At 70.1% G+C, this 22,158-nt stretch carries 23 protein-coding genes; 8 read left to right on the forward strand and 15 right to left on the reverse strand.

The window, feature by feature from the left end; translation table 11 throughout:
- Positions 1–105: 105 nt before the first annotated feature.
- Entirely contained in the window at positions 106–843 is a 738-nt protein-coding gene (locus AC5RUW_RS12625) for an ABC transporter ATP-binding protein (RefSeq protein WP_494161012.1), read from the forward strand.
- Positions 840–1,607 (forward strand): ABC transporter permease, encoded by a 768-nt coding sequence (locus AC5RUW_RS12630; RefSeq protein ID WP_494161013.1) that lies wholly within the window; start codon positions 840–842, stop codon positions 1,605–1,607. Before AC5RUW_RS12625 ends, AC5RUW_RS12630 begins: the two co-directional genes overlap by 4 nt.
- A 23-nt stretch (positions 1,608–1,630) precedes the next feature.
- Here AC5RUW_RS12630 and AC5RUW_RS12635 read toward each other — a convergent pair whose 3' ends face one another.
- From AC5RUW_RS12635 to pdhA, 4 genes are all read right to left on the reverse strand, one after another.
- Positions 1,631–2,485 (reverse strand): MBL fold metallo-hydrolase, encoded by an 855-nt coding sequence (locus AC5RUW_RS12635; RefSeq protein ID WP_494161014.1) that lies wholly within the window; start codon positions 2,483–2,485, stop codon positions 1,631–1,633.
- An 80-nt stretch (positions 2,486–2,565) separates the two neighbouring features.
- Entirely contained in the window at positions 2,566–4,230 is a 1,665-nt protein-coding gene (locus AC5RUW_RS12640; protein WP_494161015.1) for a dihydrolipoamide acetyltransferase family protein, read from the reverse strand.
- Positions 4,227–5,270, reverse strand: a complete 1,044-nt coding sequence (locus AC5RUW_RS12645) for an alpha-ketoacid dehydrogenase subunit beta (RefSeq protein WP_494161016.1) — start codon at positions 5,268–5,270, stop codon at positions 4,227–4,229. Before AC5RUW_RS12645 ends, AC5RUW_RS12640 begins: the two co-directional genes overlap by 4 nt.
- 14 nt (positions 5,271–5,284) lie before the next feature.
- A complete protein-coding gene (pdhA, locus tag AC5RUW_RS12650; protein WP_494161068.1) occupies positions 5,285–6,406 on the reverse strand; it encodes a pyruvate dehydrogenase (acetyl-transferring) E1 component subunit alpha in 1,122 nt (373 codons plus the stop codon).
- A gap of 246 nt (positions 6,407–6,652) precedes the next feature.
- Between pdhA and AC5RUW_RS12655 the strand changes: the two genes are divergently transcribed.
- Positions 6,653–7,105 (forward strand): Lrp/AsnC family transcriptional regulator, encoded by a 453-nt coding sequence (locus AC5RUW_RS12655; protein ID WP_494005736.1) that lies wholly within the window; start codon positions 6,653–6,655, stop codon positions 7,103–7,105.
- Between the two features lie 143 nt (positions 7,106–7,248).
- On the opposite strand, the gene AC5RUW_RS12660 is transcribed toward AC5RUW_RS12655, so the two are convergent.
- The 11 genes from AC5RUW_RS12660 to paaA form a co-directional block, all read right to left on the reverse strand.
- The gene (locus tag AC5RUW_RS12660; protein WP_494005737.1) at positions 7,249–7,497 is read right to left on the reverse strand and encodes a DUF6480 family protein; all 249 of its coding nucleotides are present in this window, start codon (positions 7,495–7,497) and stop codon (positions 7,249–7,251) included.
- A gap of 205 nt (positions 7,498–7,702) precedes the next feature.
- A complete protein-coding gene (locus tag AC5RUW_RS12665) occupies positions 7,703–9,136 on the reverse strand; it encodes a Dyp-type peroxidase (RefSeq protein WP_494161017.1) in 1,434 nt (477 codons plus the stop codon).
- Positions 9,136–9,660 carry a copper chaperone PCu(A)C gene (locus AC5RUW_RS12670; protein WP_494161018.1) on the reverse strand — a complete coding sequence of 175 codons (525 nt, stop codon included), beginning with the start codon at positions 9,658–9,660 and terminating at the stop codon, positions 9,136–9,138. Before AC5RUW_RS12670 ends, AC5RUW_RS12665 begins: the two co-directional genes overlap by 1 nt.
- Before the next feature lie 191 nt (positions 9,661–9,851).
- A complete protein-coding gene (locus tag AC5RUW_RS12675; RefSeq protein ID WP_494161019.1) occupies positions 9,852–10,559 on the reverse strand; it encodes a copper resistance CopC family protein in 708 nt (235 codons plus the stop codon).
- Positions 10,560–10,788: 229 nt separating this feature from the next.
- Positions 10,789–11,481 (reverse strand): hypothetical protein, encoded by a 693-nt coding sequence (locus AC5RUW_RS12680; protein WP_494161020.1) that lies wholly within the window; start codon positions 11,479–11,481, stop codon positions 10,789–10,791.
- Between the two features lie 142 nt (positions 11,482–11,623).
- Complete coding sequence (locus tag AC5RUW_RS12685) at positions 11,624–12,391, reverse strand: enoyl-CoA hydratase/isomerase family protein (RefSeq protein ID WP_494161069.1); 768 nt, start codon at positions 12,389–12,391, stop codon at positions 11,624–11,626.
- A 16-nt stretch (positions 12,392–12,407) separates the two neighbouring features.
- Positions 12,408–13,562 carry a 1,2-phenylacetyl-CoA epoxidase subunit PaaE gene (gene paaE, locus AC5RUW_RS12690; protein ID WP_494161021.1) on the reverse strand — a complete coding sequence of 385 codons (1,155 nt, stop codon included), beginning with the start codon at positions 13,560–13,562 and terminating at the stop codon, positions 12,408–12,410.
- A gap of 2 nt (positions 13,563–13,564) precedes the next feature.
- Positions 13,565–14,101 carry a 1,2-phenylacetyl-CoA epoxidase subunit PaaD gene (gene paaD / locus AC5RUW_RS12695; RefSeq protein WP_494161022.1) on the reverse strand — a complete coding sequence of 179 codons (537 nt, stop codon included), beginning with the start codon at positions 14,099–14,101 and terminating at the stop codon, positions 13,565–13,567.
- 2 nt (positions 14,102–14,103) lie between these two features.
- Positions 14,104–14,916 (reverse strand): 1,2-phenylacetyl-CoA epoxidase subunit PaaC, encoded by an 813-nt coding sequence (paaC, locus tag AC5RUW_RS12700; protein WP_494161023.1) that lies wholly within the window; start codon positions 14,914–14,916, stop codon positions 14,104–14,106.
- 2 nt (positions 14,917–14,918) lie between these two features.
- On the reverse strand, positions 14,919–15,224 hold the full coding sequence (gene paaB, locus AC5RUW_RS12705; RefSeq protein WP_494005745.1) for a 1,2-phenylacetyl-CoA epoxidase subunit PaaB: 306 nt from the start codon (positions 15,222–15,224) through the stop codon (positions 14,919–14,921).
- A 3-nt stretch (positions 15,225–15,227) separates the two neighbouring features.
- On the reverse strand, positions 15,228–16,217 hold the full coding sequence (paaA, locus tag AC5RUW_RS12710; RefSeq protein ID WP_494005746.1) for a 1,2-phenylacetyl-CoA epoxidase subunit PaaA: 990 nt from the start codon (positions 16,215–16,217) through the stop codon (positions 15,228–15,230).
- Between the two features lie 334 nt (positions 16,218–16,551).
- Between paaA and AC5RUW_RS12715 the strand changes: the two genes are divergently transcribed.
- From AC5RUW_RS12715 to AC5RUW_RS12735, 5 genes are all read left to right on the forward strand, one after another.
- Entirely contained in the window at positions 16,552–17,112 is a 561-nt protein-coding gene (locus tag AC5RUW_RS12715) for a hypothetical protein (protein WP_494161024.1), read from the forward strand.
- A gap of 88 nt (positions 17,113–17,200) precedes the next feature.
- Positions 17,201–19,384, forward strand: coding sequence for a S9 family peptidase (locus AC5RUW_RS12720; RefSeq protein WP_494161025.1), 2,184 nt, complete (start codon positions 17,201–17,203; stop codon positions 19,382–19,384).
- 203 nt (positions 19,385–19,587) lie between these two features.
- The gene (gene paaI, locus AC5RUW_RS12725) at positions 19,588–20,061 is read left to right on the forward strand and encodes a hydroxyphenylacetyl-CoA thioesterase PaaI (RefSeq protein ID WP_494161026.1); all 474 of its coding nucleotides are present in this window, start codon (positions 19,588–19,590) and stop codon (positions 20,059–20,061) included.
- 44 nt (positions 20,062–20,105) lie between these two features.
- Entirely contained in the window at positions 20,106–21,449 is a 1,344-nt protein-coding gene (gene paaK / locus AC5RUW_RS12730; protein ID WP_494161027.1) for a phenylacetate--CoA ligase PaaK, read from the forward strand.
- A 64-nt stretch (positions 21,450–21,513) separates the two neighbouring features.
- Complete coding sequence (locus AC5RUW_RS12735) at positions 21,514–22,137, forward strand: TetR/AcrR family transcriptional regulator (RefSeq protein WP_494005751.1); 624 nt, start codon at positions 21,514–21,516, stop codon at positions 22,135–22,137.
- The last annotated feature ends 21 nt before the right edge of the window (positions 22,138–22,158 follow it).

Raw genomic sequence — 22,158 nt, forward strand, 5'->3', positions numbered from 1 at the left:
CCATCCTAGGAGGCGGGCGGCCCAGACACACGTGCCAAAGGTCATGGCCGTGAAGGCTGACTATCGGCACTGCCCCCGCGGATTCGCCGCGGTCAGCATGGAACCATGACGACGACGGAACCGGCGGTGCTCGCCGAACACCTTGCCAAGAGCTACCGGGGCAGGACCGCGGTTGCCGATGTGAGCCTGCGGATCCTCGAAGGAGAGGTCTTTGGCGTCCTCGGTGCCAACGGGGCCGGAAAAACCACCACGGTCGAGATGGTCGCCGGGCTGCGCCGCCCGAACAACGGCCGGGTAAGAGTGCTGGGCCTGGATCCCCGCCGGGACCGGGACCGGCTCCGACAGGTCCTGGGCGTGCAGCTCCAGGAGTCCTACCTGCACGGGGCGCTGAGGGTGCGTGAGCTGGTGGACCTGTACCGCAGCTTCTATCCCAACCCACGGGCCTGCGATGAGTTGCTGGAACTGGTGGAGCTGACGGACCAGCACCGGATCCGGTTCGAGAACCTTTCCGGTGGCCAGCAGCAGCGCCTCTCCATCGCGCTCGCGCTCGTCGGGCGACCGCGCGTCGTGATCCTGGACGAGCTCACCACCGGCCTCGACCCGGGAGCGCGCCGCCGCATGTGGCGAACTGTGGAGCAGCTGAAGCAGGACGGCGTGACGGTGCTGCTTGTCAGCCACGCCATGGAGGAAGTGGAACGGCTGTGCGACCGGGCGGCGATCCTGGACGCCGGGCTGGTCCGGGCACAGGGCACACCGGCGGACCTCCGTGCGTCGGCGGGTGCGCACACCCTCGACGAAGCCTTCGTCACCCTGACCGGAAGAGAGCTGGAGGAAGCCGAATGAGCACCTTGGTCGAGGCGCGCCGCCCGGGAATCCGGGCATGGCTCATGCTCATCGGCTGCGAAGCGCGAATGGTGGTGAGGGACGCCCCGGGACTGATAGTGCCGCTGGGGCTGCCCCTGCTGATCCTCCTCACCAGCGCGACCGGGGCGGCCGGTCAGGAGATCGCCGAGGGCATGACGGCCCTGGAGGTTTTTGTGCTCCCGCTGGTGCTCGTGATGGTGGTCTCCAGCATCGGGGTCCTCAACATGCCGGGGTTCCTGGCGTATTACCGGCGCTCGGGCATCCTGCGCCGGCTGGCCGTGACCCCGGCCTCCCCGATGATGGTGCTTGCGGCGCAGGCGGCGGTCAGCGTCGTTCAGACACTCATCGGCATCGCGGCCGCGCTGACCGTCGCGGTCGCCGCCTTCGGCGCGAACCTGCCCGCCAGGCCGGCTTGGGCCGCGGGGGTCGCCGTCCTGACGATCGCGGCAATGTACAGCCTCGGCATGACGGTGGCGGCTGTCGCGCCCACACCGAACTCCGCCGTCGCCATCGGACTGGTGCTGTTCTTCGCCCTTGGGGCGCTGGGCGGGATGTTCGGCGGCCCCGGAGCCCTCCCCGGGCCGCTGGCCGACCTCGGCGGCTGGCTGCCGTTCGGAGCAGCGGTCAGTTCCCTGGGCGCCGCCTGGGTGGGTACCGCTCCCGACGCCGGAGCCCTGATCGGCCTGGCGGTGACCACCCTCGTCGGCGTGACCCTCTCCGCAGCCTTCTTCCGGTGGGAGTAGCAGCGGCTTTCACCGCGTGAAGCTCAGGTCCGCAGCCACTTCCACTGCGCCAGGGTCCGCAGACGGTTCAAAAGGGCCCGGCTCTGCACCGGACCGTAGGGCAGGAGGGGCACGGCCTTGGTCACGTCAGTGGAGGCCTGGTCCATGGCGCTGCGGGTCACGGTCACCGCGGTGCGCATCTTGTTCATCTGCGTGGTGACGAAATCCAGTTCCACCGGAGCACCGTGTCCGGGAACGAACACGGTGTAGAGGTCCTCCAGGGCCACCACTTTGCCCAGGGTGCGGATCCATTCCTTCGGGAAGGAGTCCTCGAACGCCGGATCGGCGCCTTCCTCGACCAGGTCTCCGGTGAACAGCACCTCCGCGGCGCCGACCAGCAGGTCGTGTCCGGTGTGGCCGCGACCCAGATGGAACAGGGTGGCGGTGATACCGCCGAGATCCAGGTCCACCGGGGCGTCCTCCACCAGCCGGTTCGGCACTCTGACTGCGGTGTGCGGCCCGGCGTCGGCGGCCATCTCCGGTTCAGCGTCAGCGACGTGGATGCGCTGCTCCTCGCCGTGCCCGCCCATCTCCGCGGCAGCCGCAGAGGTGGCCCAAAAATCCTCGACGCCGGCTTCGGCGGCAAAGAACCCGTTGCCGAAGAAGTGATCAAAATGGGCGTGCGTGTTGACCACCGTCAGCGGCAGGTCGGTGACCTCACGGCCTGCGGCGAGCAGGGCGGCGGCCTGCCGCGGTCCGCTGCCGGTGTCGATGAGCAGGGCCCGTTCGTCGCCGACCACCAGCCCGGTGTTGACCCGGAAGCCGGGGCTGCTGAAAACCCATATCCGTGGTGCGATCTGCACGCCCCGCGGTGCCGGTGCTGCTGTTGCTTCGCTCATGCTCGCCCTTCCGCCCTGATCCTGCGCCTGCCCTCCAACTTATCCCGGCCGGCCGGAGCCGGCCGGGATAAGCGCAACATTCAGAGATCGGCGAGCACGCTGCCCGGGTTCTCGACGGCGTCCGCGACGTAGCGCAGGAAACCGCCGGCCGTGCCGCCGTCGCACACCCGATGATCGAAGGCCAGCGTCAGTTCGGTCACCTTGCGCACCGCCAGCTGACCGTCCACCACCCAAGGCTTGTCGATGATCCGGCCAATGCCCAGGATCGCGGATTCGGGATGGTTGATGATCGCCGCGCTGCCGTCGACCCCGAAGACCCCGTAGTTGTTCAGTGTGAAGGTGCCCGAGGTCAGCTCGGCCGGGCTGGCCTTGCCCGCCCGGGCCGCAGCGGTCAGCCGACGGATCTCGGCGTCGAGCTGGCGGGCGTTCAGGGCGTCGGCCCGGCGGATCGAGGGCACGACCAGCCCCCGCTCCGTCTGCGCGGCGAAACCGAGATTCACGCCGTCGAAGGCCGCAATTTCGGCGCCCCCGTCCTTGTCCTCCCAGCGGGTGTTCAGCTCCGGGAAGCGGGCGAGGCCGGCCAGCGCAAAGCGGGCCAGGAAGGCCATGAGCCCCGGTGTGGAGTCGGGGTGGCGCTTCTTCAGGTCCGCGCGCAGCTCCAGCAGCGCGGTGGCATCCACGTCCACCCAGACCGTGGCCTCGGGGATCTCGCGGCGGCTGGCCGCCAGGTTGGCTGCCACTGCCTTGCGGACCCCGCGCACGGGAGTACGGGTCACGCCGAGACCGCTGCGGGCATCGGTGACGGCCGTGCCCGGGTCCGAGCCCGCCGCAGCGGAGCGGCCGGCGGCATCGGCGGGGCGGGCCGCAGCCACAGCTTCGACGGGTGCCTCGGGCCCCTGCCCTCCGGCGGCGGCTTCACCGGCGCGGGCCAGTACGGAGAGGGCCTGCTCGACGTCGCGGCGCAGGATCAGGCCGTCGGGCCCGGATCCGGTCAGGTCGGCCAGCCGGAGCCCGTTGTCGCGGGCCAGTCGGCGGACGATCGGAGAGATGCAGCGGGGAGCCTCGACCGCCGGCGGCGACGGCTGCGGAGCCGGCGACGGGTCGGCAGCAGCTGCCGGGGCCGTGGCACCGGCTGCCGCGCCGTTCGAGGACGCGGAGCCGGGTGCAGCGGCGGGGCTGTTGCCGGCCGCAGCGCCGGAGGCGTACTTCGGCCGCCGGTTGCGCCGGGACTGGCCGTGGCCGCCCGGAGTGCCGTAGCCGATCAGCACGTTCCCGGAGCCGGCCCGTTCCTCCTGGCGGTAGGCCTCGCCGGCCGCACCGGCGTCGCCGCCGGCCGACGGAAGGGCATGTTCGGGGGTGGCGGGATCGGGCCGGGTGCCGCTGTGGGCCGCGGCGGACGCCTCGGCAGGACCGCCCGCCTCCGCACCAGCGGTCGACGTTCCGCCGGCTGCCTCAGCGCCGGCTGCCTGGGCAGCGCCCGGGCCGCCGCCGGGAACCGCGGTTCCCGGCTCGGCCACCGAGATCAGCGGACGGCCGACGTCGATCGTTTCACCGGCGGCACCGTGCAGCTGGGCGACGGTACCGGCGAACGGCGAGGGCACCTCGACGAGGGATTTGGCGGTTTCCACCTCGGCAACGGGCTGGTCGACGGCGATCACCTCGCCCTCCTTGACGAGCCAGGTCACCAGCTCGGCTTCGGTCAGCCCCTCCCCCAGGTCGGGGAGCAGGAAAGTGCGCACGCTCACTGGTCCTCCCACTGCAGCTCGTCGACGGTGTCCAGGATGCGGTCGACTCCCGGCAGGAAGTGGTGTTCCAGCTTGGGTGCCGGGTACGGAATGTCGAAGCCGGTGACCCGGCGCACCGGGGCGGCCAGCGAGTGGAAGCAGCGTTCCTGGATCCGGGCCACGATTTCCGAGGCGACGGATGCGAACCCGGGCGCTTCGGAGATGACGACGGCGCGGCCGGTCTTCCGGACGGAGGCCGCCACGGTCTCGTCGTCGTACGGGACAATGGTGCGCAGGTCGATGACCTCCAGCGACCGGCCTTCGGCGGCGGCGGCTTCGGCGGCGTTCAGCGCCGTGGACACGGAGGGCCCGTAGGCGATGAGGGTGGCGTCGGTGCCGGTGCGGGCCACCGACGCAGTGCCGTAGGTGCGGTGCGCGTCGGGATCGGCGGCGCGGCGGCGCTCCTCGGCCAGGTCGACCTTGTCTTTGGACCAGTACAGCTTCTTCGGTTCCAGGAAGACGACCGGGTCGTCGAGGCTGATCGCCTCGCGCAGCATCCGGTACGCGTCGCGCACGGTGGCGGGCGCGACGACGGTCAGGCCCGGGGTGTGCGCGTAGTAGGACTCGGAGGAGTCGCAGTGGTGTTCAACGCCGCCGATGCCGCCGGCGTAGGGGATGCGGATGACGATCGGCATCCGCACGGCGCCGCGGGTGCGGTTGGCCAGCTTCGCGACGTGGCTGACGACCTGCTCGAACGCGGGGTAGGCGAAGGCGTCGAACTGCATCTCGACCACCGGACGCATGCCGTTCATGGCCATGCCCACGGCCATGCCCATGATGCCGGACTCGGCCAGCGGGGTATCGAAGCAGCGCTCTTCACCGAACCGGGCGGTCAGCCCGTCGGTGATGCGGAAGACGCCGCCGAGCGGGCCGACGTCCTCGCCGAACATGATGACGCGGGAGTCCGCTTCCATGGCGTCGGCCAGGGCGGTGTTCAGCGCCTTCGCGAAGGTCAGGGTTTCGGTGCCGGCCTCGGCGGGCGCCTGGGTGGTGGCTGTCATCTCGGGGCTGCCTTTCATGCCTCGGTGCGGGAAAGTTCCCCGCGCAGCATTTCGGCCTGTTCCCGCAGCTGCGGGGTCGGCTGCGTGTACACGTAGCGGAACAGGTCCATCGGATCCAGCTCGGTCTCGGCGTTCAGGCCCTCGCGCATGCGGGCGGCGACCGCCTCAGCGTCGGCAGCGATGCGTTCCTCCGCTGCTTCGTCGAGCAGGGACAGTCCACGCAGGTAGGTGCGCATGCGCAGCAGCGGATCACGCGGCACCCACTTCTCCACGTCCTCCTGCGCCCGGTAGCGGGTGGCGTCGTCGGCGTTGGTGTGCGCCTGCATGCGGTAGGTGTGCGCCTCCACCAGCGCCGGCCCGCCGCCTTCGCGGGCCCGGGCGACGGCGGTGCCGAGCACGGCGAGCAGCGCCGCCAGGTCATTGCCGTCCACGCGTTCGCCGGGCATGCCGTAGCCGATCGCCTTGTGCGCCAGCGACGGGGCGACCGTCTGGTTCTTCAGCGGCACCGAGATGGCGTATTCGTTGTTCTGCACGAAGAAGACCACGGGGACGTGGAACACGGCCGCGAAGTTCAGCGCCTCGTGGAAGTCGCCTTCGCTGGTGGCGCCGTCACCGCACATGGCCAGGACCACGGTGTCCTCGCCCTTGAGCTTCGCGGCGTGCGCGACGCCGACTGCGTGCAGCAGCTGGGTGGCCAGGGGCGTTGCCTGCGGGGCGACCTTGAGCTCGTAGGGGTTGTAGCCGGCATGCCAGTCGCCGCGCAGCAGGGTCAGCACCTGCAGGGGGTCGACACCGCGGGAGACGACGGCGACGGAGTCCCGGTAGGTGGGGAACAGCCAGTCCTGGCTGCCCAGCACCGCTGCGGCGGCGACCTGGCAGGCTTCCTGCCCGTGCGACGAGGGGTAGACAGCCATCCGGCCCTGGCGGACGAGGGCGTTCGCCTGGTCGTTGATCCGCCGGCCGGTGACCAGACGGGCGTAGGCTTCCAGCAGCGCCTCGCCGTCGGGCAAGGGGTAGCGGTCGTCGTGGCGGTGCGCGCCGTCGGCGTCCACCAGCTGCACGGGCTCCGCGGAGGGAAGCATCGTGGCGGTGAGGTCCGCGGTCTCTGCCTCGTCCTGGCTGCGGGTGTTGCCCATCGAAATGGTCATGGTGCCTCCCTTGCGTCCGCACGGCCGTCCACGGTGCGCGGTTCGGGCCGGAGGCCGGGCAGCACTGCCCGCGGACCACCGGCGTGGGTGGTGGATGTTCTGTAACCCCAGTATGGGCAGCACCAATTATTCGTATCCAGCACTCCGGGAAACTCTGGACGATCTGAATAAAGCCCAGTATCGTTGTGGACTGATTGGCGAAGTGAGCTGGATAACAATACGAGGTGTAGACGCATGGCAGATCCGCAGGCACCGGCCCTGGAGGAGATCGACAAACGCATCCTGGCGGAGCTGACCGCCAACGGCAGGGCCTCGGTGACGGCGGTGGCCGAAGCCGTGCACGTATCCCGTGCGCATGCCTATTCGCGGATCGCCAAGCTCACCGAAACCGGCGTGCTCAGCCGCTTCACTGCGGTCGTCGACCCGGTCAAGGCCGGCCTGCGGGCGAGCGCCTATGTGACCCTGAAGGTCCGCCAGCACGCCTGGCGGGAGCTGCGCGAACAGCTGCGGAAACTGCCGGAGGTGCACCACATCGCCCTGGTCGGCGGCTCCTTCGATGTCATCCTGCTGGTCCGGGCCGAAGACAACGTCCATCTGCGCCGGGTCATCTTCGACCAGCTGCAGTCGATGCCCGGCGTCCTGGACACCCAGACCTTCCTGGTGTTCGAGGACCTGGATACCCGCTGAGCCGAGGTGTCCAGGCAGCCGGTGCGAACCACGCCCGCGAACCAGCCCCGGACGCATAAAAGGGGCCCGGCAGCCATATGGCTGCCGGGCCCCTTTGCGCCGGGCGGGGCAGACGGAAGGCCCGCCCCGGCCGGTCTCGGCCGTCAGTCCTCGTCGTGGCCCTGATCGGTGCTCATCTGTCCCTCGGCGGGCGGGGTCTCTCCCGGAGGAACGCCCCCGCCCGGTTCCAGGCCGGTGATGTTTCCCGAGGCCGGGTCCGGATTCGGGTGCCCGGCCTTGTCCTCGCTGTGGGCGTGGTTGCCGGTACCCTCCTGGGTGCCGGGACCCATCTGCGCATCCTTGGGCTTGTCTGGATTCGCCGGATCGTTGTTCGGGTTGTAGCTGTCAGCCATGCGCCGCCTCCTCATCGGTTCCGTTCAAGCCGCCGTCCGCCGAAGCGGAACTAAGCATACTTAGTAGCTTGACTCCAACCTAGCCGCCGGACGGTCGCGGGGCAACCTGCGTTACGGTGGCCTCCTCCCGATCACCGCAGCCCTTCCGGATTACGGCAGCCTCTCCGCGCCGCCTCTGGCCGTGTGTGCGGCAGCCCCTGCCCGCTCAGGCGAACAGCTCCTCCCCCACATATCCGCCCTCGCGGGCTCCGGGCGGGACGGCGAACACGGCCGATCCGATCGGCACGGTCCATTCGTTGAGGATGTCCAGTTCGTCCAGGCGGCGCTGGATGGGCACGAACTGCCGGTCGACGTCCGCCTGGTAGGACACGAAGATCTGCCCGGCGTCGGATACCGATCCTGCTGCCCCACCGGCGGCAGCCGGGTCGTCGTAGTTGTAGGACCGCCGATAAATCCGCTGCCGGGGATCGTCGGGCCGGGCCCGGCGCATGTGTGAATACTCAGGGATGACCGGAAATCCCAGGGAACTGCGGGCCTGGAAGTCCGGCTCGTCGTCCTCCCGGGTTCCGGTGAGCGGGGCCCCGGTATCGAGCCGGCGTCCCACGCTTTCCTCCCGGGCAGGGCGGTCGAGTTCATCCCAGGTGTCCAGGTTCATGGCGATCCGCCGGATGACCACGGAGGTGCCGCCGGGCAGCCAGGCCGGGATGTCGGCGTCGCCCCACACCACCCGGGTGAAGTCCTCCGACCCGGCCCGCGGGTTGGCGGTGCCGTCCACCTGGCCGAAGAGGTTGCGCATGGTGGTCCCGGCCGCCTCCGTCCCGTAGGAGCGGCGGAAGCCGGACTGGGTCCAGCGCAGCGTGGCAAAGGCCCGGCTGTCCTTGAGCAGCATGCGCCGGGCATGCGCCACGGTGAGCGGGTCGTCGGCGGCGATGGCCAGCAGGAGGTCCGCGGCTCCGAACTCCGGCTGCAGCCGGTCGATGCCGAAGGCAGGCAGCGGCCGCAACCATGACGGCGCCAGCCCCGGATTGGCCCGTTCGACCAACTTCGGCCCGAAACCGAACGTGACGGTGAGCCGGGCCGGACGCACTGCCAGCTCGGGTTCGGTGTCCGCCAGGGCCGGCCGGCCCTGGGTCAGGGCGGCGGCGTCGTCCGAGAGCAGCCGCAGCAGGGCCTGGAGGCGGTCCCGGGTGACCGACGGCAGCAGGTCCAAGCCGAGGAACACGGCGTGGGCCTGCTCGGGAGTCTCGATTCCGGCCTGATGCAGTCCGTGGAACGGCACCGTCTGCAGGCCGTTGCCGCCGTCGTCCATTGCCGCAGCACGCTCGGGCGTGGTCCGACCGGAGGCAATCTGCGCACCGGCGGCAGCGAGTGCTCCCAGCCCGGCCGCGGCGCCTCCGGCCAGCAGGTGCCGGCGTCCGACGCCGGATCGTGGGCGGGGCGCGGCGGAGGCCAGGGCACCGGCGGGGACCGCGGCGTCGGCGGCGTCATGGGACGAGCCGGTCGTTCCCGGTCCCGTGCCCGGCCCCCGCAGCGGCTCCTCACGCCCAGGGTCCTCGCGCTCGGGATCCTCCCGCCCGGGGCCCTCCCTTTCGGGACCTTCCCGGCCGGAGCTGCCGGAGGCGCGGCGGAAACGCCTCATCAGTGGCCGCCGTCGTAGTTCTCGTTGGCGCCTGCGAAGTCCTTGGCGGGTGCCTCGAAATCGATCAGGCTTCCATCCTCGAGCTTGAGCTCGATGGTCACCGTGTCTCCGGGCTGAACCGGTCCGGTGAGGCCCATGAGCATGAGGTGGTTGCCGCCGGGCTCCAGCGTGTACTGGCCGCCTGCGGGAACGGTGAAGCCGCCGTCGACTTCGCGCATGACCATTGCCCCGTGCTCGTTGGCGGCCATTTCGTGCAGTTCAACCTCCTCGGCGGCGTCGGAGGACGCGCCGGTGACGACCAGGTCGCGGTCGCCGTCGTTCACCAGGGTGCCGAAGGCCCCGGTCATGCCGTCGTCGGCGGCCTTGATCCAGGCCTCCTCGACGGACAGCTGCACGACTTCGGCGGTGGGCGGGGCGGCGTCGCCGCGCTCCTCTTCGTAGTTGCAGGCGGTCAGGGCCAGGCCTGCCGCGGCGAGCAGGGCGGCGGTGCGGGCGGAGCGGGAAAAGCAGGAGATGGTGCTCATGGGGGTTATGTCCTTTGCAGATGTTCAGTCGTCAAGTGTCAGTGGATGCCGGCGCCGGACCGGTTTATACCTGTGGGTACGTCGGCTCAGCTGCGCCGGCGCCGGGGCGGCCAGGCATCACGTTCGGGTGCGTGGGCCCGGCGGCGCCTGCACCCGGCGGTTACGTATCAACGGGTCCGGGGTGTGTCAGCTCAGCGGCGCGCGCGCCGGCGCAGCCGGACGGCAGCCGCGTAGATGCCGATCCCGGCCAGGGCTCCCAGCCCGGCAGCTGGAACCCAGCCGGGAAGGCCGGAAGCGTCGCCCCCGGAGTTGTCCGGCTGGGAAGCGTCAGCGCTCGGGGATGCGTCCTCAGCGCCCGGGGTTGCCGCCCCGGTTCCCCCGCTGCCCTCCTCCTGGCCGGTTGCGCCGCCGGTGGGTGCGCCGTCAGCGTCGCCGGAGCCGACCTGGAAGCTGAAGCTCCCCGTGATGGGGTGTCCGTCGCTGGAGACGGCCCGCCAGGTGACGTCGTAGGTGCCGCTGTCGAGAGCAGCCAGGGGCTGGGTCAGCGTCTCGCGCTGCAGCTGCAGCGCGCCGCCGGTGACGTCGGTGCCGGCTGCATCCTCGACCCGGACTTCGTTGCCCAGGTCCATGAGCTCGGCGCTGAACACCAGTTCGACGGCGGCCGGCGCCTCGGCGAGCACGTCGCCGTCGTCGGGATTGGCGGAGATGAGCTGGTCGTGCGCCAGCGCAGCCGGGGCCGCGGCGAGCGAGGCCGCAAGTCCCGCGGACATCGCGAGCATCAGCACGCTCAACAGGCGCAGCGCGGCGGCCGGGGTCGGTAAGGGGCGAACGGGCGCCGCCTGCAGAACGTCCGGCGTCACGGCAGGAGTGCCCTGGGAGGCAGTGGAGTGGTGTGTCATAGCTGCTTTCCGCAGCGCGTGCGGCAGGTGACCGGAAATGGCCTGCGCCGCCCCGAAGGGTCGACGGACAATGCCGCCTACGCCTTGATGAAGAGTCGTCCGCTGCTGCGCGGTACAAACAGCAGTATTGGCGGCAAGGGCCACTTCGCGGACCCGTCGGCCCGCGCAGCCTGAAGTCGATGATGGCGGCAACCTTTAGGGGTACGGGCTGCCGCGGGGAAATCGGTGATCAGGCGGGCAGCGGAGGCCCGCGGTGGCGCATGGCACGCAGCGGAGCGCCCAGGCGGTGCAGCGGCGAGAGGAAATCCGTCAGGACCGGAACCCGGACATGCCGCACGGCCGGTTGACGGAACAGCGGGAGGTAGGCCGTGATGCGCAGCCGCACTGCCTCGACCAGGCGCCGCGCCGTGGTTTCGCCGTGCCGGATCAGCACGACGGTGATCAGGGCAGCGGCCAGGTGCCCGGCCCACATCAGCGCCCCGCCGGCAGCGAGGCCGGCGGAAGGGACGCCGCCGGCGGCCACGGCAAAGGAGGCGGCATGGTGTGCGTGACCGCCCAGCCCCGCTGCGGCTCCCAGGGCGTCCATGCCTTCGCCGGTGGAGCCCGCTGCCAGCGCTGCTGCGTCGGCGCTGAGGGCTGCGGGCTCCCGTGCGGCACCGGACGCATATGCGCCCGCGCCGCCGACGCTGAACAGCAGGTGGAAGATGCCCTGGCTGCCGGTCACGGCTGCGGCGAGGCGGGGCAGGGACAACGACCGGCCGGCCACCGCACAGGACACGAGGCCGGACAGCGCCAAGGAGAGCAGCAGGATGGTCGGGGTGCCGATGGCACCGCCGGCGAGCACGTGCGCCGAGGCGGCGACGGCGGTCGCGGCGAAGGCCGCCGACCAGCCGCGCAGCAGCCTCAGGTTACGCGCGTGCATGGATTCTCCGTGGTTGTTCCATCTGCCGTCCGCCCGCTCCGCCGCCGGCACGACGCCGGGCAACGGACGGACAGTGCCATTCTGCCCGGATTTCTACAGAGTGTCGAATAGTTGCGGCCACCGGGAAGAGGAGGAACCGGTGTCAGCCCTTGAAGACGGGTTTGCGCTTTTCCTGGAAGGCTGCGAAACCCTCGGCGTAGTCTGCGCTGCCGCAGAGGTCGCCCTGCGCGCGGTTCTCGGCCTCCACGGACGTCCACAGGCCGATGCGCTGGTCGCGGATCTGCGTCACCAATTCCTTGGAGGCCCGGAACGCGCCGGTGGCGCCGTCGGCCACCCGGGCCACGGTTTCCCGGGTGCGCGGCAACAGCTCCTCCGCGGGGAAGGCGCGGCTGAACAGCCCGCCGGCAACGGCTTCGGCGCCGCTCATCAGGTCCGCCGTGTAGATCAGGTCCAGGGTCCGGTGCGCGCCGAGGCGCTCGGTGAACAGCCAGTGTCCGCCGGAGTCCAGGGTGGCGCCGAGGTTGGCGAACGGCGAGCCGATCTTCGCGTTCTCGGCCACGTACACCACGTCGGTGGCGATCAGCAGCCCGAGCCCGACGCCGAGGCACGCGCCCTGCGCGGCGGCGAAGGTAGGCGCGGGAAAGGCCGCCATTTTCTGCAGCAGCGGGGTGACCTTATCCGCCAGGTAGCCGTAGGCGTCGTCGTCGGCGGGCACGACGCCGGAAATGTCCCGCCCGGCGCAGAACCCGCGGCCCTCGCCGCGCAGCAGCAGGGCCCGGACGCCGGCAGCGGCTGCGTCGTCGTAGGCGCGGTCGAGGTCGGCGAGGGCCTGCTCGTCCAGCGCGTTCATCTTCTGCGGGGCGTTGAGCACCACCTCGGCGACGTTGCCCTCGATGCTCAGCTCGATCATGCTCATGCCTGTTCTCCTAGGCGTCGTAGTCGACGGTGACTGCGGGGCTGGTGGGCCGGGTCTGGCAGGTCAGCACGTAGCCCTTCTCGATCTCATCGGGCTCCAGGGCGTAGTTCTCCTCCATCTCCACGGTGCCGGTGACGACCTTGGCCCGGCAGGTGCCGCACACGCCGCCGGCGCACGCGAACGGTACGTCCGGGCGCACCCGCAGCGCGGCGTTGAGGATGGATTCGCGGGCGTGGGTGGGGCTGGCCACCTTGCCCTGCAGGCCGTCCAGGTTGAAGGTGATCTCGAAGTTGTCCGCAGAGGGGTCCACCTCCACCGGGCGGCCGATCTGGCCCTCCGGGCGGGCGGGCTGGCCGGTGGTGAACAGCTCGAAGCGCACCTTCTCCGCGGGAACGCCGCGCTCGGCGAGGCTGTCGCGGCAGAGCTGGACCAGTTCGAACGGCCCGCAGAGGAACCACTCGTCCACGTCGCCGGTGGGCAGCACCGAGTCGATGAGCGTGGTCAGCTTCTCCGAGTCGATCCGGCCGGAGAGCAGCGGGCTGATCCGCTGTTCGCGGGAGAGCACGTGGTGCACGGCGAACCGGGTCGGGTACTTGTCCTTCAGGTCCGCGATCTCCTCCAGGAACATCACGTCCATGGCGGCCTTGTTGGCGTAGACCAGGTCGAACCGCACGGTGTCGGAGGCGGCCAGCACGGTGCGGGCGATGGAGATCACCGGGGTGATGCCGGAGCCGGCGGCGACGGCGACGAACACGTCCTGGCCGGCGACGTCGATCTGCTCGGGATGGTTCAGCTCGGTCATCTTGTGCTTGGAGATGAACGCGCCGGTGGGGCTCATGACGTCCAGCACGTCTCCGGCCTTGAGGCTTTCGTTGGCCCAGGTGGAGAACTTGCCGCCCAGGTCCCGCTTGATGGCCACCTTGACCTCGCCCGGGCGCGGCTCGGCGCAGATGGAGTAGCTGCGCCGCAGCTCCTGCCCGTCGAGGGTCGTGCGCAGCGCCACGTACTGGCCCGGCAGGTAGTCGTACTGCCCGGCCAGCTCCTCGGGCACCGCGAAGGTGACTTCGACGGCGTCGTCGGTGAGCCGGCGGACCGCGCTGACGGTCAGCGGGTGGAACGTGGTGCGGCGCGACGGTGCGGCCGGGGCGGCGGTTTCGGTTGTCATTCTTAGAGCACCTTGAAGTAGTCGAAGGGTTCGCGGCAGTCCTGGCAGACGTAGAGCGCCTTGCAGGAGGTGGAACCGAAGCGGGTCATTTCGCGCGTGTTCAGCGAGCTGCACTGCGGGCACTTCACGCTGAGGCCCAGCCTGACCGGGCCGGCGGCGGCCTTGCCGGTGGGCGGGGCGATGCCGTACTCGCTGAGCTTGGCCTTGCCGGCCTCGCTCATCCAGTCCGTGGTCCAGGCCGGGGAGAGCACCAGGTCCACCTGCACCGCCGGGTAGCCGGCGGCCTTCAGCGCGGCGGTCACGTCGTCGCGGATGGCGTCCATGGCGGGGCAGCCGGAGTAGGTGGGGGTGATCTGCACCCGCACCGCCGGGTGACCGCCGGCCTCGACGGGGTCCTCCACGGAGACCGAGCGGAGCACGCCCAGGTCCTCGATGGTGAGCACCGGGATCTCGGGGTCACACACCGTGGCGGCGACGTCCCAGGCGGCGGCGGAGGCGGCGTCGGCGGGCCGCAGCGGTGAGTGGACGGAGGTGCCCATGGCTACCAGGTAGCTCCGGGGTGCTGGCGGGCAAGGACCTGCATCTCGGCCAGGATGTAGCCTAGGTGCTCGCTGTGCTGTCCGCGGCGTCCGCCGCCCGGAGCCGGCTGCACCTCGGGAACCTGCAGCTCGGCCTCGGCCAGGACGGCGCCGACCTTGGCGTCGAAGGCGGGCTTCAGCGACGAGGGGCGGACGGCGATGCCGTCAAGCTTCTCCACCAGCTCGTCGTCGACGAACAGCTCGTTCACGTAGGGCCAGACCTTCTCCAGCGCGCGCGTCATCCGGCGGCGGGATTCGTCGGTGCCCAGGCCCAGGCGCAGCACCCACTGGGAGCTGTGGTCGCGGTGGTAGTCGACTTCCTTGACCGCCTTGGCGGCGATCGCGGCGATCGTCTCGTCCGTGGACTCCAGCAGGGCGGTGTAGAGCTCGTACTGGAAGAAGGAGACGATCAGCTGGCGGGCGATGGTGTCGGCGAAGTCGCCGTTGGGCTGCTCGACGATGTGGGCGGAACGGAATTCGGTCTCGTCGCGCCAGTAGGCCAGGTCGTCTTCCGTCTTGCCCCAGGCGGTGCCGGCGTAGGTGAGGAAGGAGCGGGCGTGCCCGATGAGGTCCAGGCCGATGTTGGCCAGGGCCACGTCTTCCTCCAGCTCGGGGGCGCGGGAGATCCACCAGCCCAGGCGCTGGGCCAGGATCAGGGCGTCGTCGCCCAGGCGCAGCGCGTACTCGGCCACGTCCTCCGGGGCGTGCAGCTCGGAGGCGGCGATGTCCTCGGGGCGCAGGGCGTTGCCCGGCGTGATGCGGGTGGCGCTGTCCATGTTCACAGGTGCTTCACCCCTTCGGACTTCGTGTAGTACGTGGCGTGCCGGTAGTCCTTGCCCTGCGGGGACTCGAAGAACTGGCCCTTGGCATCGGGGTCGGAGGCGATGATGGCCGACGCCGGCACCACCCAGAGCGAGACGCCCTCGTTGCGGCGGGTGTAGAGGTCACGTGCGTTGCGCACGGCCATGTCGGCATCCGGGGCGTGCAGCGATCCGGCGTGGACGTGGGAGAGCCCGCGCGAGGAGCGGACGAAGACTTCCCACAGCGGCCAGGCTGCGCTGACTCCGGTTGATTCCTGCGCCATCTCTTATGCCACCTCGGCCTTTCGTGCCTGTCGTGCCGCGTAGGCCGCGGCGGCTTCGCGCACCCAGGCGCCTTCTTCGTGGGCCTCGCGGCGGCGGGCCAGGCGCTGCGAGTTGCAGGGGCCGCGGCCGGCGAGGACTTCCTTGAACTCGTTCCAGTCGAGCGGGCCGTGCTCCCACTTGCCGGTTTCCTCGTTGAACCGGACCTGGTCATCCGGCAGGGTCAGGCCCAGGACGTTGACCTGCTCGACCATCATGCCGACGAAGCGCTGGCGCAGCTCGTCGTTGGAGAAGCGCTTGATCTTCCAAGCCATCGACTGCTTGGAGTTGGGCGAGTCGTCATCCGGCGGGCCGAACATCATCAGGGCCGGGGCGTACCAGCGGTTGATGGCGTCCTGTGCCATCTGCCGCTGGGCCTCGGTGCCGTTGGCCAGTTCCAGCAGGATCTCGAAACCCTGCCGCTGGTGGAACGACTCTTCCTTGCAGATGCGGACCATGGCCCGCCCGTAGGGACCGTAGGAGGCCCGGCAGAGCGGAACCTGGTTGCAGATCGCGGCGCCGTCGACCAGCCAGCCGATGGCTCCCATGTCGGCCCAGGTGAGCGTGGGGTAGTTGAAGATCGAGGAGTAGCGGGCCTTGCCCGCGATGAGGTCCTCGGTCATCTTCTCGCGCGGGGTGCCGAGGGTTTCGGCGGCGGAGTAGAGGTAGAGGCCGTGGCCGGCCTCGTCCTGGACCTTGGCCATGAGGATGGCCTTGCGCTTGAGCGAGGGCGCACGGGTGATCCAGTTGGCTTCGGGCTGCATGCCGATGATTTCCGAATGCGCGTGCTGGGAGATCTGGCGGACCAGCGTCTTCCGGTAGGCCTCCGGCATCCAGTCACGGGGCTCAATTCGCGAGTCCTCGGCAATGATCCGATCGAAGTATTCCTGCCCGGCCGTTTCCTCGGCCGAGGGAACAGCATGCAGTTCCGGCGATGCCTGTGCCTGCGTAGCCATATATGTCACCTCACTGTGCGTCTTGCCGCTGCTTTGTCCGGAACAGCGCCCGCCGCCCGGTGCGCTCCGCGGGCGCGGAAGCGCGGCCGTATTTACCGACCGTTCGTTCAGAATATGGGTGTGGCCGACGGCACGTCAAGACGGCGTCCGGGATTTGCGCCGTTCCGGCCGGATGGGCGCCCGGGCGCCGGTCGCACCGGCGGGCGCCAAGGAGCGGCAGGTCCCGGGACGCCGTGGAAGCGCCGACGAGCGGCATGGCCGGTGCGGGCCGCCCGCGGGGCAGGGATACCGTTGGAGCAGACAGTTGGAGCAGAGATCCGGCGAAGGGAGGAATGTGGAGACCGAGGAACCCCAGGCTCCCGGGCCGGGCCCGGATCGGTGGACCCTGCCCCGCCCCACCGCCGCGCAGGCCGCGCGCATCACCGTCCCGACGCTCCTCGGCCTCGCCGGCTTTTCGGCTGTTGCCGGAGCCGTGGCCTCCACCGGGGGCACCCTCGCGGTGACGCTGCCGGCGACGGCCACCCTCGCCGTGCTGCTGGCCGCCGCCGGCGCCGCCCCCTTTGTCCTGCCGGCCCTCGCGCGGATGCCCTGGTGGAAGACAGCCGCGGGCGCCCTCGGGGCGGCGGCGCTGCTGCTCGCGCTGCATCTGGCAGCCGGCCACGTGGTCCTGTTCGCCCTGCCGGCGGCTCCCGTCGCAGTGGCGGGCGGCGCCCTGTTGCTCAGCACCTCTCTCTGGGGCCAGTTCCGCCGAGGCCCGGCCCCGGAACCGGTGATCATTCCCGCCCGTGACCTCAGCTCCCGCCCGTACAGCGGAACCCTGCTGACCGTACTGGCGAACTGGATCCTCTTCCTCGCCGCCGGCGCCCTTACGGCCTGGTTCCTCCTGAAACGGTAGCCGCGCATCGCCGGGTGCACCCTAAGCCCCGGGCATAACCGGCCGCGGCGGCCCTTTCCCCCGACACCCGGCTGGATATATTCGACAGATGACTACTTCGCAGCCACCCGTCGCCAAGAAGGTACCGACCGAGCGCACCCACCACGGCCACACATTCGTCGACCCGTATGAGTGGCTGCGGGAGAAGGAGAACCCCGAGGTCGTCGCCCACCTCGAAGCGGAGAACGCCTACACGGCGGAGGTCACCAAAGACCAGGACCAGCTGCGGAAGGACATCTTCAACGAGATCAAGGCGCGGACCGTGGAGACCGACCTGTCGGTTCCGGCCCGCAAGCGCGGCTGGTGGTATTACACCCGCACCGAGGAAGGGAAGCAGTACGGCATCCAATGCCGTACCGCCGCCCGGGACACCGGCGACCTGCAGGCGGACTGGACCCCACCCGCCGTCGAGCCCGGGGTCCCGGTGCCCGGCGAGCAGATCCTGCTGGACGGCAACGCCCAGGCCGAGGGCAAGCCCTTCTTCTCGCTCGGCGGCATGGCCGTGACCGAAGACGGCAACCTGTTCGCGTGGGCCGAGGACAACGCCGGCGACGAGCGCTTCACGCTGCGGATCAAGGACCTGCGCACCGGCGAGCTGCTGCCGGACGTCATCGAAAACGTCTTCTACGGCCTGGCCTTCTCCCCCGACGGCAGCCGGGTCTTCTACATGGTGGTGGACGACTCCTGGCGGCCGCACCAGGTCAAGGCCCATGTGCTCGGCACCGACCCGGTGGACGACGTCGTGATCTACCAGGAGGACGACGTGGCGATGTGGACGGGCTTCGAGCTCTCCGCGGACCGGCGCCAGCTGGTGATCGGCATCGGCAACTCCGAGTACAGCGAGTACCGGGTGATGGACTTCGAGGACCCAGCCGCGCAGCTGCGCACGCTCATTCCCCGCAGCGCCCGCATCCTCTACGAGGCGGAGCCGCTGACCCTGGCCGGGCAGCGCCAGTACCTGCTGACCCACAACCGCGGAGCCCTGAACTCCATGGTCTCCCTGGTCGCGGAGGAGGAGTTCGCCAAGCCGCTCGAGGAGCAGCTGTGGAACACCGTGGTCCCCCACCGCGACGACGTGCGCGTCAACGGTGCCGCGGTCACCGCCACCCATGTGCTGGTTTCGGTGCGCAAGGACACCACCGAACGTGTCCAGGTGCTCCCCGTCCAGGCGCTGGGCACCGAGGCACAGGGCGACCCGGTGGAACCGGCCTTCGACGAAGAGCTGTACACGGCCAGCCTGTCCAACGCCGAGTACGAATCCCCGGTCATCCGGCTCTCCTACACCTCCTACCTCACCCCGCCGCGCGTGTACGACTACGTGCTGGATAGCGGCGAGCTGCAGCTGCGCCGCGAAACCCCGGTGCGCGGCGGCTACGATCCGACGGACTACGTGGCGGAGCGGGACTGGGCGACGGCGGCGGACGGCACGCGCATTCCGCTCTCGGTGCTGCGGCGGGCCGAAGTGGCGCGCGACGGCAGCAACCCCGCCCTGGTGTACGCCTACGGCAGCTACGAGATCAGCATGGACCCGGCGTTCAACATTGCCCGGCTGTCCCTGCTGGACCGGGGCATCGTCTATGTCATCGCGCATGTGCGCGGCGGCGGCGAAATGGGCCGGGCCTGGTACGACGACGGCAAGAAGCTGAACAAGAAGAACACCTTTACCGACTTCGTGGCCGCCACCGACCACGTGGCCGCCTCGGGATGGGCGGATCCGGCCCGGATCGCCGCCATGGGCGGTTCCGCGGGCGGGCTGCTGATGGGCGCCGTCGCGAACCTGGCCCCGGAAAAGTACCGCGCGATCGTGGCGCAGGTGCCGTTCGTGGACGCGCTGACCACCATCCTCGATCCGGAGCTGCCGCTCTCCGCGCTGGAATGGGAGGAGTGGGGCAACCCGATCACCGACCCTGAGGTGTACCGCTACATGGCCGAATACACCCCGTATGAGAATGTGCGGGAAGCGGCCTACCCGCGGATCGCTGCGGTGACCAGCTTCAACGACACCCGGGTGCTGTACGTGGAGCCGGCCAAGTGGGTGGCGGCCCTGCGGGAAAAGGGCACCGGCAGCGAGCCGATCGTGCTCAAGACCGAAATGGACGGCGGGCACGGCGGCGCGTCCGGCCGGTACGAGGCCTGGAAGGACCGCGCCTGGGACTACGCGTTCATCCTCGCCGCCCTGGACGCGCGGACCCTGCTGCCCTCCGTCAAGCCGGTGACCGCTGCCGGTAGCTGACCGGCGGTGAGCTGACCGGAAGCCCCGCGAACGGGGGCTCGGATCGGGCCGGGACGGCGCTGCGGCGCCCGTCCCGGCCCTTCGTGCATCCGGGGCGGTGAGAGCGGCGTCATGCAGCTATGTGGCGTGGATCAAACTTGACAGTGAGAACCCTCACAGGATTACCTAATGAACATTCGGTAAATAAGGCGAGAGGTTTCCACATGGCTGACGGCGCCGTCACCACACGCCCGGGGAGCACCCCGGCCCATCCCATCCTGGAGCAGGACGCCACGAGCGAGTGGCTCGGCATCGAAGTCCTGCACACCGCCGCCGGCGAAGCGACCATCACCATGGAGCTGCGCCCGGAAATGCTCAACGGCTTCGGTATCGCCCACGGCGGCATGGTCTTTGCCTTCGCCGACACCGCCTTTGCCCTGGCCTGCAACCCGCATGACGGGCCCGCGATGGCCGAGGCCCCCATGGTCACGGTCGCTTCCGGTGCCGACATCAACTTCCTTGCCTCGGCCAAGGCCGGGGACCGGCTGACCGCCGTCGCCCGCCACCGCGCATCCTCCGGCCGCAGCGGCGTCTACGACATCGAGATCACCGCTGCCGCGCCCGACGGCGGCAGCACGGTCATCGCCGAGTTCCGGGGCCGTTCCCGCACCATTCCCAATCCACGCACCCGCCGGTAGCAACCGCCACCCCCTTCCCCCACAGCAAGAAACGAAGGTTACGCATGAAGACCGCGCCCGCACCCATCAAGTCCACCGCAGCGGACCCCTCCACCTGGGATCCCGAGGAACGGATGAGCCGCGACGAGCTGGAGGCGCTGCAGCTGACCCGGCTGCAGCACACCCTCAAGTACGCCTACGAGCGCGTGCCGCTGTACACGAAGAAGTTCGACGAAGCGGGCGTGCGGCCCGAGGACCTGAAGGAGCTCGGGGACCTTCGGCTGTTCCCGTACACCACCAAGGAGGACCTGCGGCAGACCTATCCGTTCGGGATGTTCGCCGTTCCGCAGGATCAGGTGGCGCGCATCCATGCCTCCTCCGGTACCACCGGCCGGCCCACCGTCGTCGGCTACACCCGCGGCGACCTGGACCGCTGGGGCACCCTGGTGGCCCGCTCGCTGCGTGCCTCCGGCGTCAAGAGCAGCTACAAGGTGCACAACGCCTACGGGTACGGCCTGTTCACCGGCGGCCTCGGCGCGCACTTCGGGGCGGAGACCCTGGGCTGCACTGTGATTCCCATGTCCGGTGGGCAAACCGAGAAGCAGATCCAGCTGATCCGCGACTTCGAGCCGGACACCATCCTCTGCACCCCCACTTACCTGCTGACCATCGGCGACGCCATGCAGAAGGCCGGCCTGGATCCCCGCAGCACCTCGCTGAAGAACGCCGTCCTGGGCGCCGAACCGTGGACCGAGGAGATGCGCCGCGAGCTCGAGGCGATGTTCGACATCGATGCCTGCGACATCTACGGCCTCTCCGAGGTGATGGGCCCCGGCGTCGCCGGCGAATGCGTGGAGACCAAGGACGGCGCGCATATCTGGGAGGACCATTTCCGCCCCGAGATCATCGACCCGTTCGATGACACCAAGGTCCTGGGCGACGGCGAGCACGGCGAGCTCGTCTTCACCTCCCTGACCAAGGAGGCGCTGCCGATCATCCGGTACCGCACCCACGACCTGACCCGCCTGCTGCCGGGCACGTCCCGGCCGTCCATGCGCCGGATGGGCCGTATCACCGGACGCAACGATGACATGATCATCCTGCGCGGGGTGAACCTGTTCCCCAGCCAGGTGGAGGAGATCGCGCTGCGCGTGCCGGGCCTCAGCCCGCACTTCCAGCTGGAAATCACCCGTCCGGACCGGATGGACGAGCTGACGGTGAAGATCGAACGGCGCGAGGACTGCACCGCGGAGACCGCGGCCGCCGCGGCGGCCACATTGAAGAAGGAAATCAAGATCCACATCGGATCCTCCTGCGGCATCCAGGTCGTCGAGCCGGGTACCCTGGCCCGGTCCAGCGGCAAGCTGCGCCGCATCTATGACCTGCGCAGGGAGCAGCCGCAGGGCTAAGCCCGCGGGGGCAGGCAGGGCCCCGGCCGCCGTCCATTCATTGACACATGCGAAAATGGGAGCCATGCCTACTTCAACCTCATCCGCGGCGGGTGCTGCCGGCACCCGCCGCGGACGCCCCGGCTACGACCAGCAGTCGGTGCTCAACATCGCCGTGGATGTGTTCAACCGGCACGGCTACGAGGCGACCTCCATGGGCATCCTCGCGGAGAACCTGGGCATCACCAAGTCCGCGATCTACCACCACGTCCCGTCCAAGGGCGACCTGCTGCGGCTGGCTCTGGAGGAGGCCCTCGGCGGCCTCGAAGGCGTGCTGGATGACCCGCGTGCGTCCGAGGGTCCGGCCGAGCAGCGCCTGGAGTTCGTGCTCCGGGGCACCATTGCGGTCCTGGCCGAGCGGCTTCCGTACGTGACCCTGCTGCTGCGCCTGCGCGGCAACACCGAGATCGAGCGGGATGCGCTGGAACGCCGGCGCGCGTTCGACCGCCGGGTTGCGGCACTGGTCGACGCCGCCCGCACCGAGGGGTCCCTGCGCAGCGACATCGATCCGCGCACCACCACCCGACTGCTGTTCGGCACCATCAACTCCATCGTGGAGTGGTACAAGCCCGGCGGCCCGATCTCCCCGGAGAAGCTGGCCGACGACGTCATCACCATGGTCTTCGACGGGCTGCACGCGCGCTCCTGAGCCGTCTGTTCCGCCCACCGT

The organism is Arthrobacter sp. Y3222053 (genome assembly GCF_059092805.1).

Bases quoted from the DNA above. Each gene is read 5' to 3' on its own strand.
- AC5RUW_RS12685 (WP_494161069.1), bottom strand. From the start codon at position 12,391: ATGATCGAGCTGAGCATCGAGGGCAACGTCGCCGAGGTGGTGCTCAAC.
- paaA (WP_494005746.1), bottom strand. From the start codon at position 16,217: ATGGCTACGCAGGCACAGGCATCGCCGGAACTGCATGCTGTTCCCTCG.
- AC5RUW_RS12675 (WP_494161019.1), bottom strand. From the start codon at position 10,559: ATGACACACCACTCCACTGCCTCCCAGGGCACTCCTGCCGTGACGCCG.
- AC5RUW_RS12665 (WP_494161017.1), bottom strand. From the start codon at position 9,136: ATGAGGCGTTTCCGCCGCGCCTCCGGCAGCTCCGGCCGGGAAGGTCCC.
- paaI (WP_494161026.1), top strand. From the start codon at position 19,588: ATGGCTGACGGCGCCGTCACCACACGCCCGGGGAGCACCCCGGCCCAT.
- AC5RUW_RS12660 (WP_494005737.1), bottom strand. From the start codon at position 7,497: ATGGCTGACAGCTACAACCCGAACAACGATCCGGCGAATCCAGACAAG.
- AC5RUW_RS12625 (WP_494161012.1), top strand. From the start codon at position 106: ATGACGACGACGGAACCGGCGGTGCTCGCCGAACACCTTGCCAAGAGC.
- paaB (WP_494005745.1), bottom strand. From the start codon at position 15,224: ATGGCGCAGGAATCAACCGGAGTCAGCGCAGCCTGGCCGCTGTGGGAA.
- AC5RUW_RS12630 (WP_494161013.1), top strand. From the start codon at position 840: ATGAGCACCTTGGTCGAGGCGCGCCGCCCGGGAATCCGGGCATGGCTC.
- paaE (WP_494161021.1), bottom strand. From the start codon at position 13,562: ATGACAACCGAAACCGCCGCCCCGGCCGCACCGTCGCGCCGCACCACG.
- AC5RUW_RS12720 (WP_494161025.1), top strand. From the start codon at position 17,201: ATGACTACTTCGCAGCCACCCGTCGCCAAGAAGGTACCGACCGAGCGC.
- AC5RUW_RS12655 (WP_494005736.1), top strand. From the start codon at position 6,653: ATGGCAGATCCGCAGGCACCGGCCCTGGAGGAGATCGACAAACGCATC.
- AC5RUW_RS12645 (WP_494161016.1), bottom strand. From the start codon at position 5,270: ATGACAGCCACCACCCAGGCGCCCGCCGAGGCCGGCACCGAAACCCTG.
- paaD (WP_494161022.1), bottom strand. From the start codon at position 14,101: ATGGGCACCTCCGTCCACTCACCGCTGCGGCCCGCCGACGCCGCCTCC.
- paaC (WP_494161023.1), bottom strand. From the start codon at position 14,916: ATGGACAGCGCCACCCGCATCACGCCGGGCAACGCCCTGCGCCCCGAG.
- AC5RUW_RS12680 (WP_494161020.1), bottom strand. From the start codon at position 11,481: ATGCACGCGCGTAACCTGAGGCTGCTGCGCGGCTGGTCGGCGGCCTTC.
- AC5RUW_RS12670 (WP_494161018.1), bottom strand. From the start codon at position 9,660: ATGAGCACCATCTCCTGCTTTTCCCGCTCCGCCCGCACCGCCGCCCTG.
- AC5RUW_RS12735 (WP_494005751.1), top strand. From the start codon at position 21,514: ATGCCTACTTCAACCTCATCCGCGGCGGGTGCTGCCGGCACCCGCCGC.
- AC5RUW_RS12635 (WP_494161014.1), bottom strand. From the start codon at position 2,485: ATGAGCGAAGCAACAGCAGCACCGGCACCGCGGGGCGTGCAGATCGCA.
- paaK (WP_494161027.1), top strand. From the start codon at position 20,106: ATGAAGACCGCGCCCGCACCCATCAAGTCCACCGCAGCGGACCCCTCC.
- pdhA (WP_494161068.1), bottom strand. From the start codon at position 6,406: ATGGGCAACACCCGCAGCCAGGACGAGGCAGAGACCGCGGACCTCACC.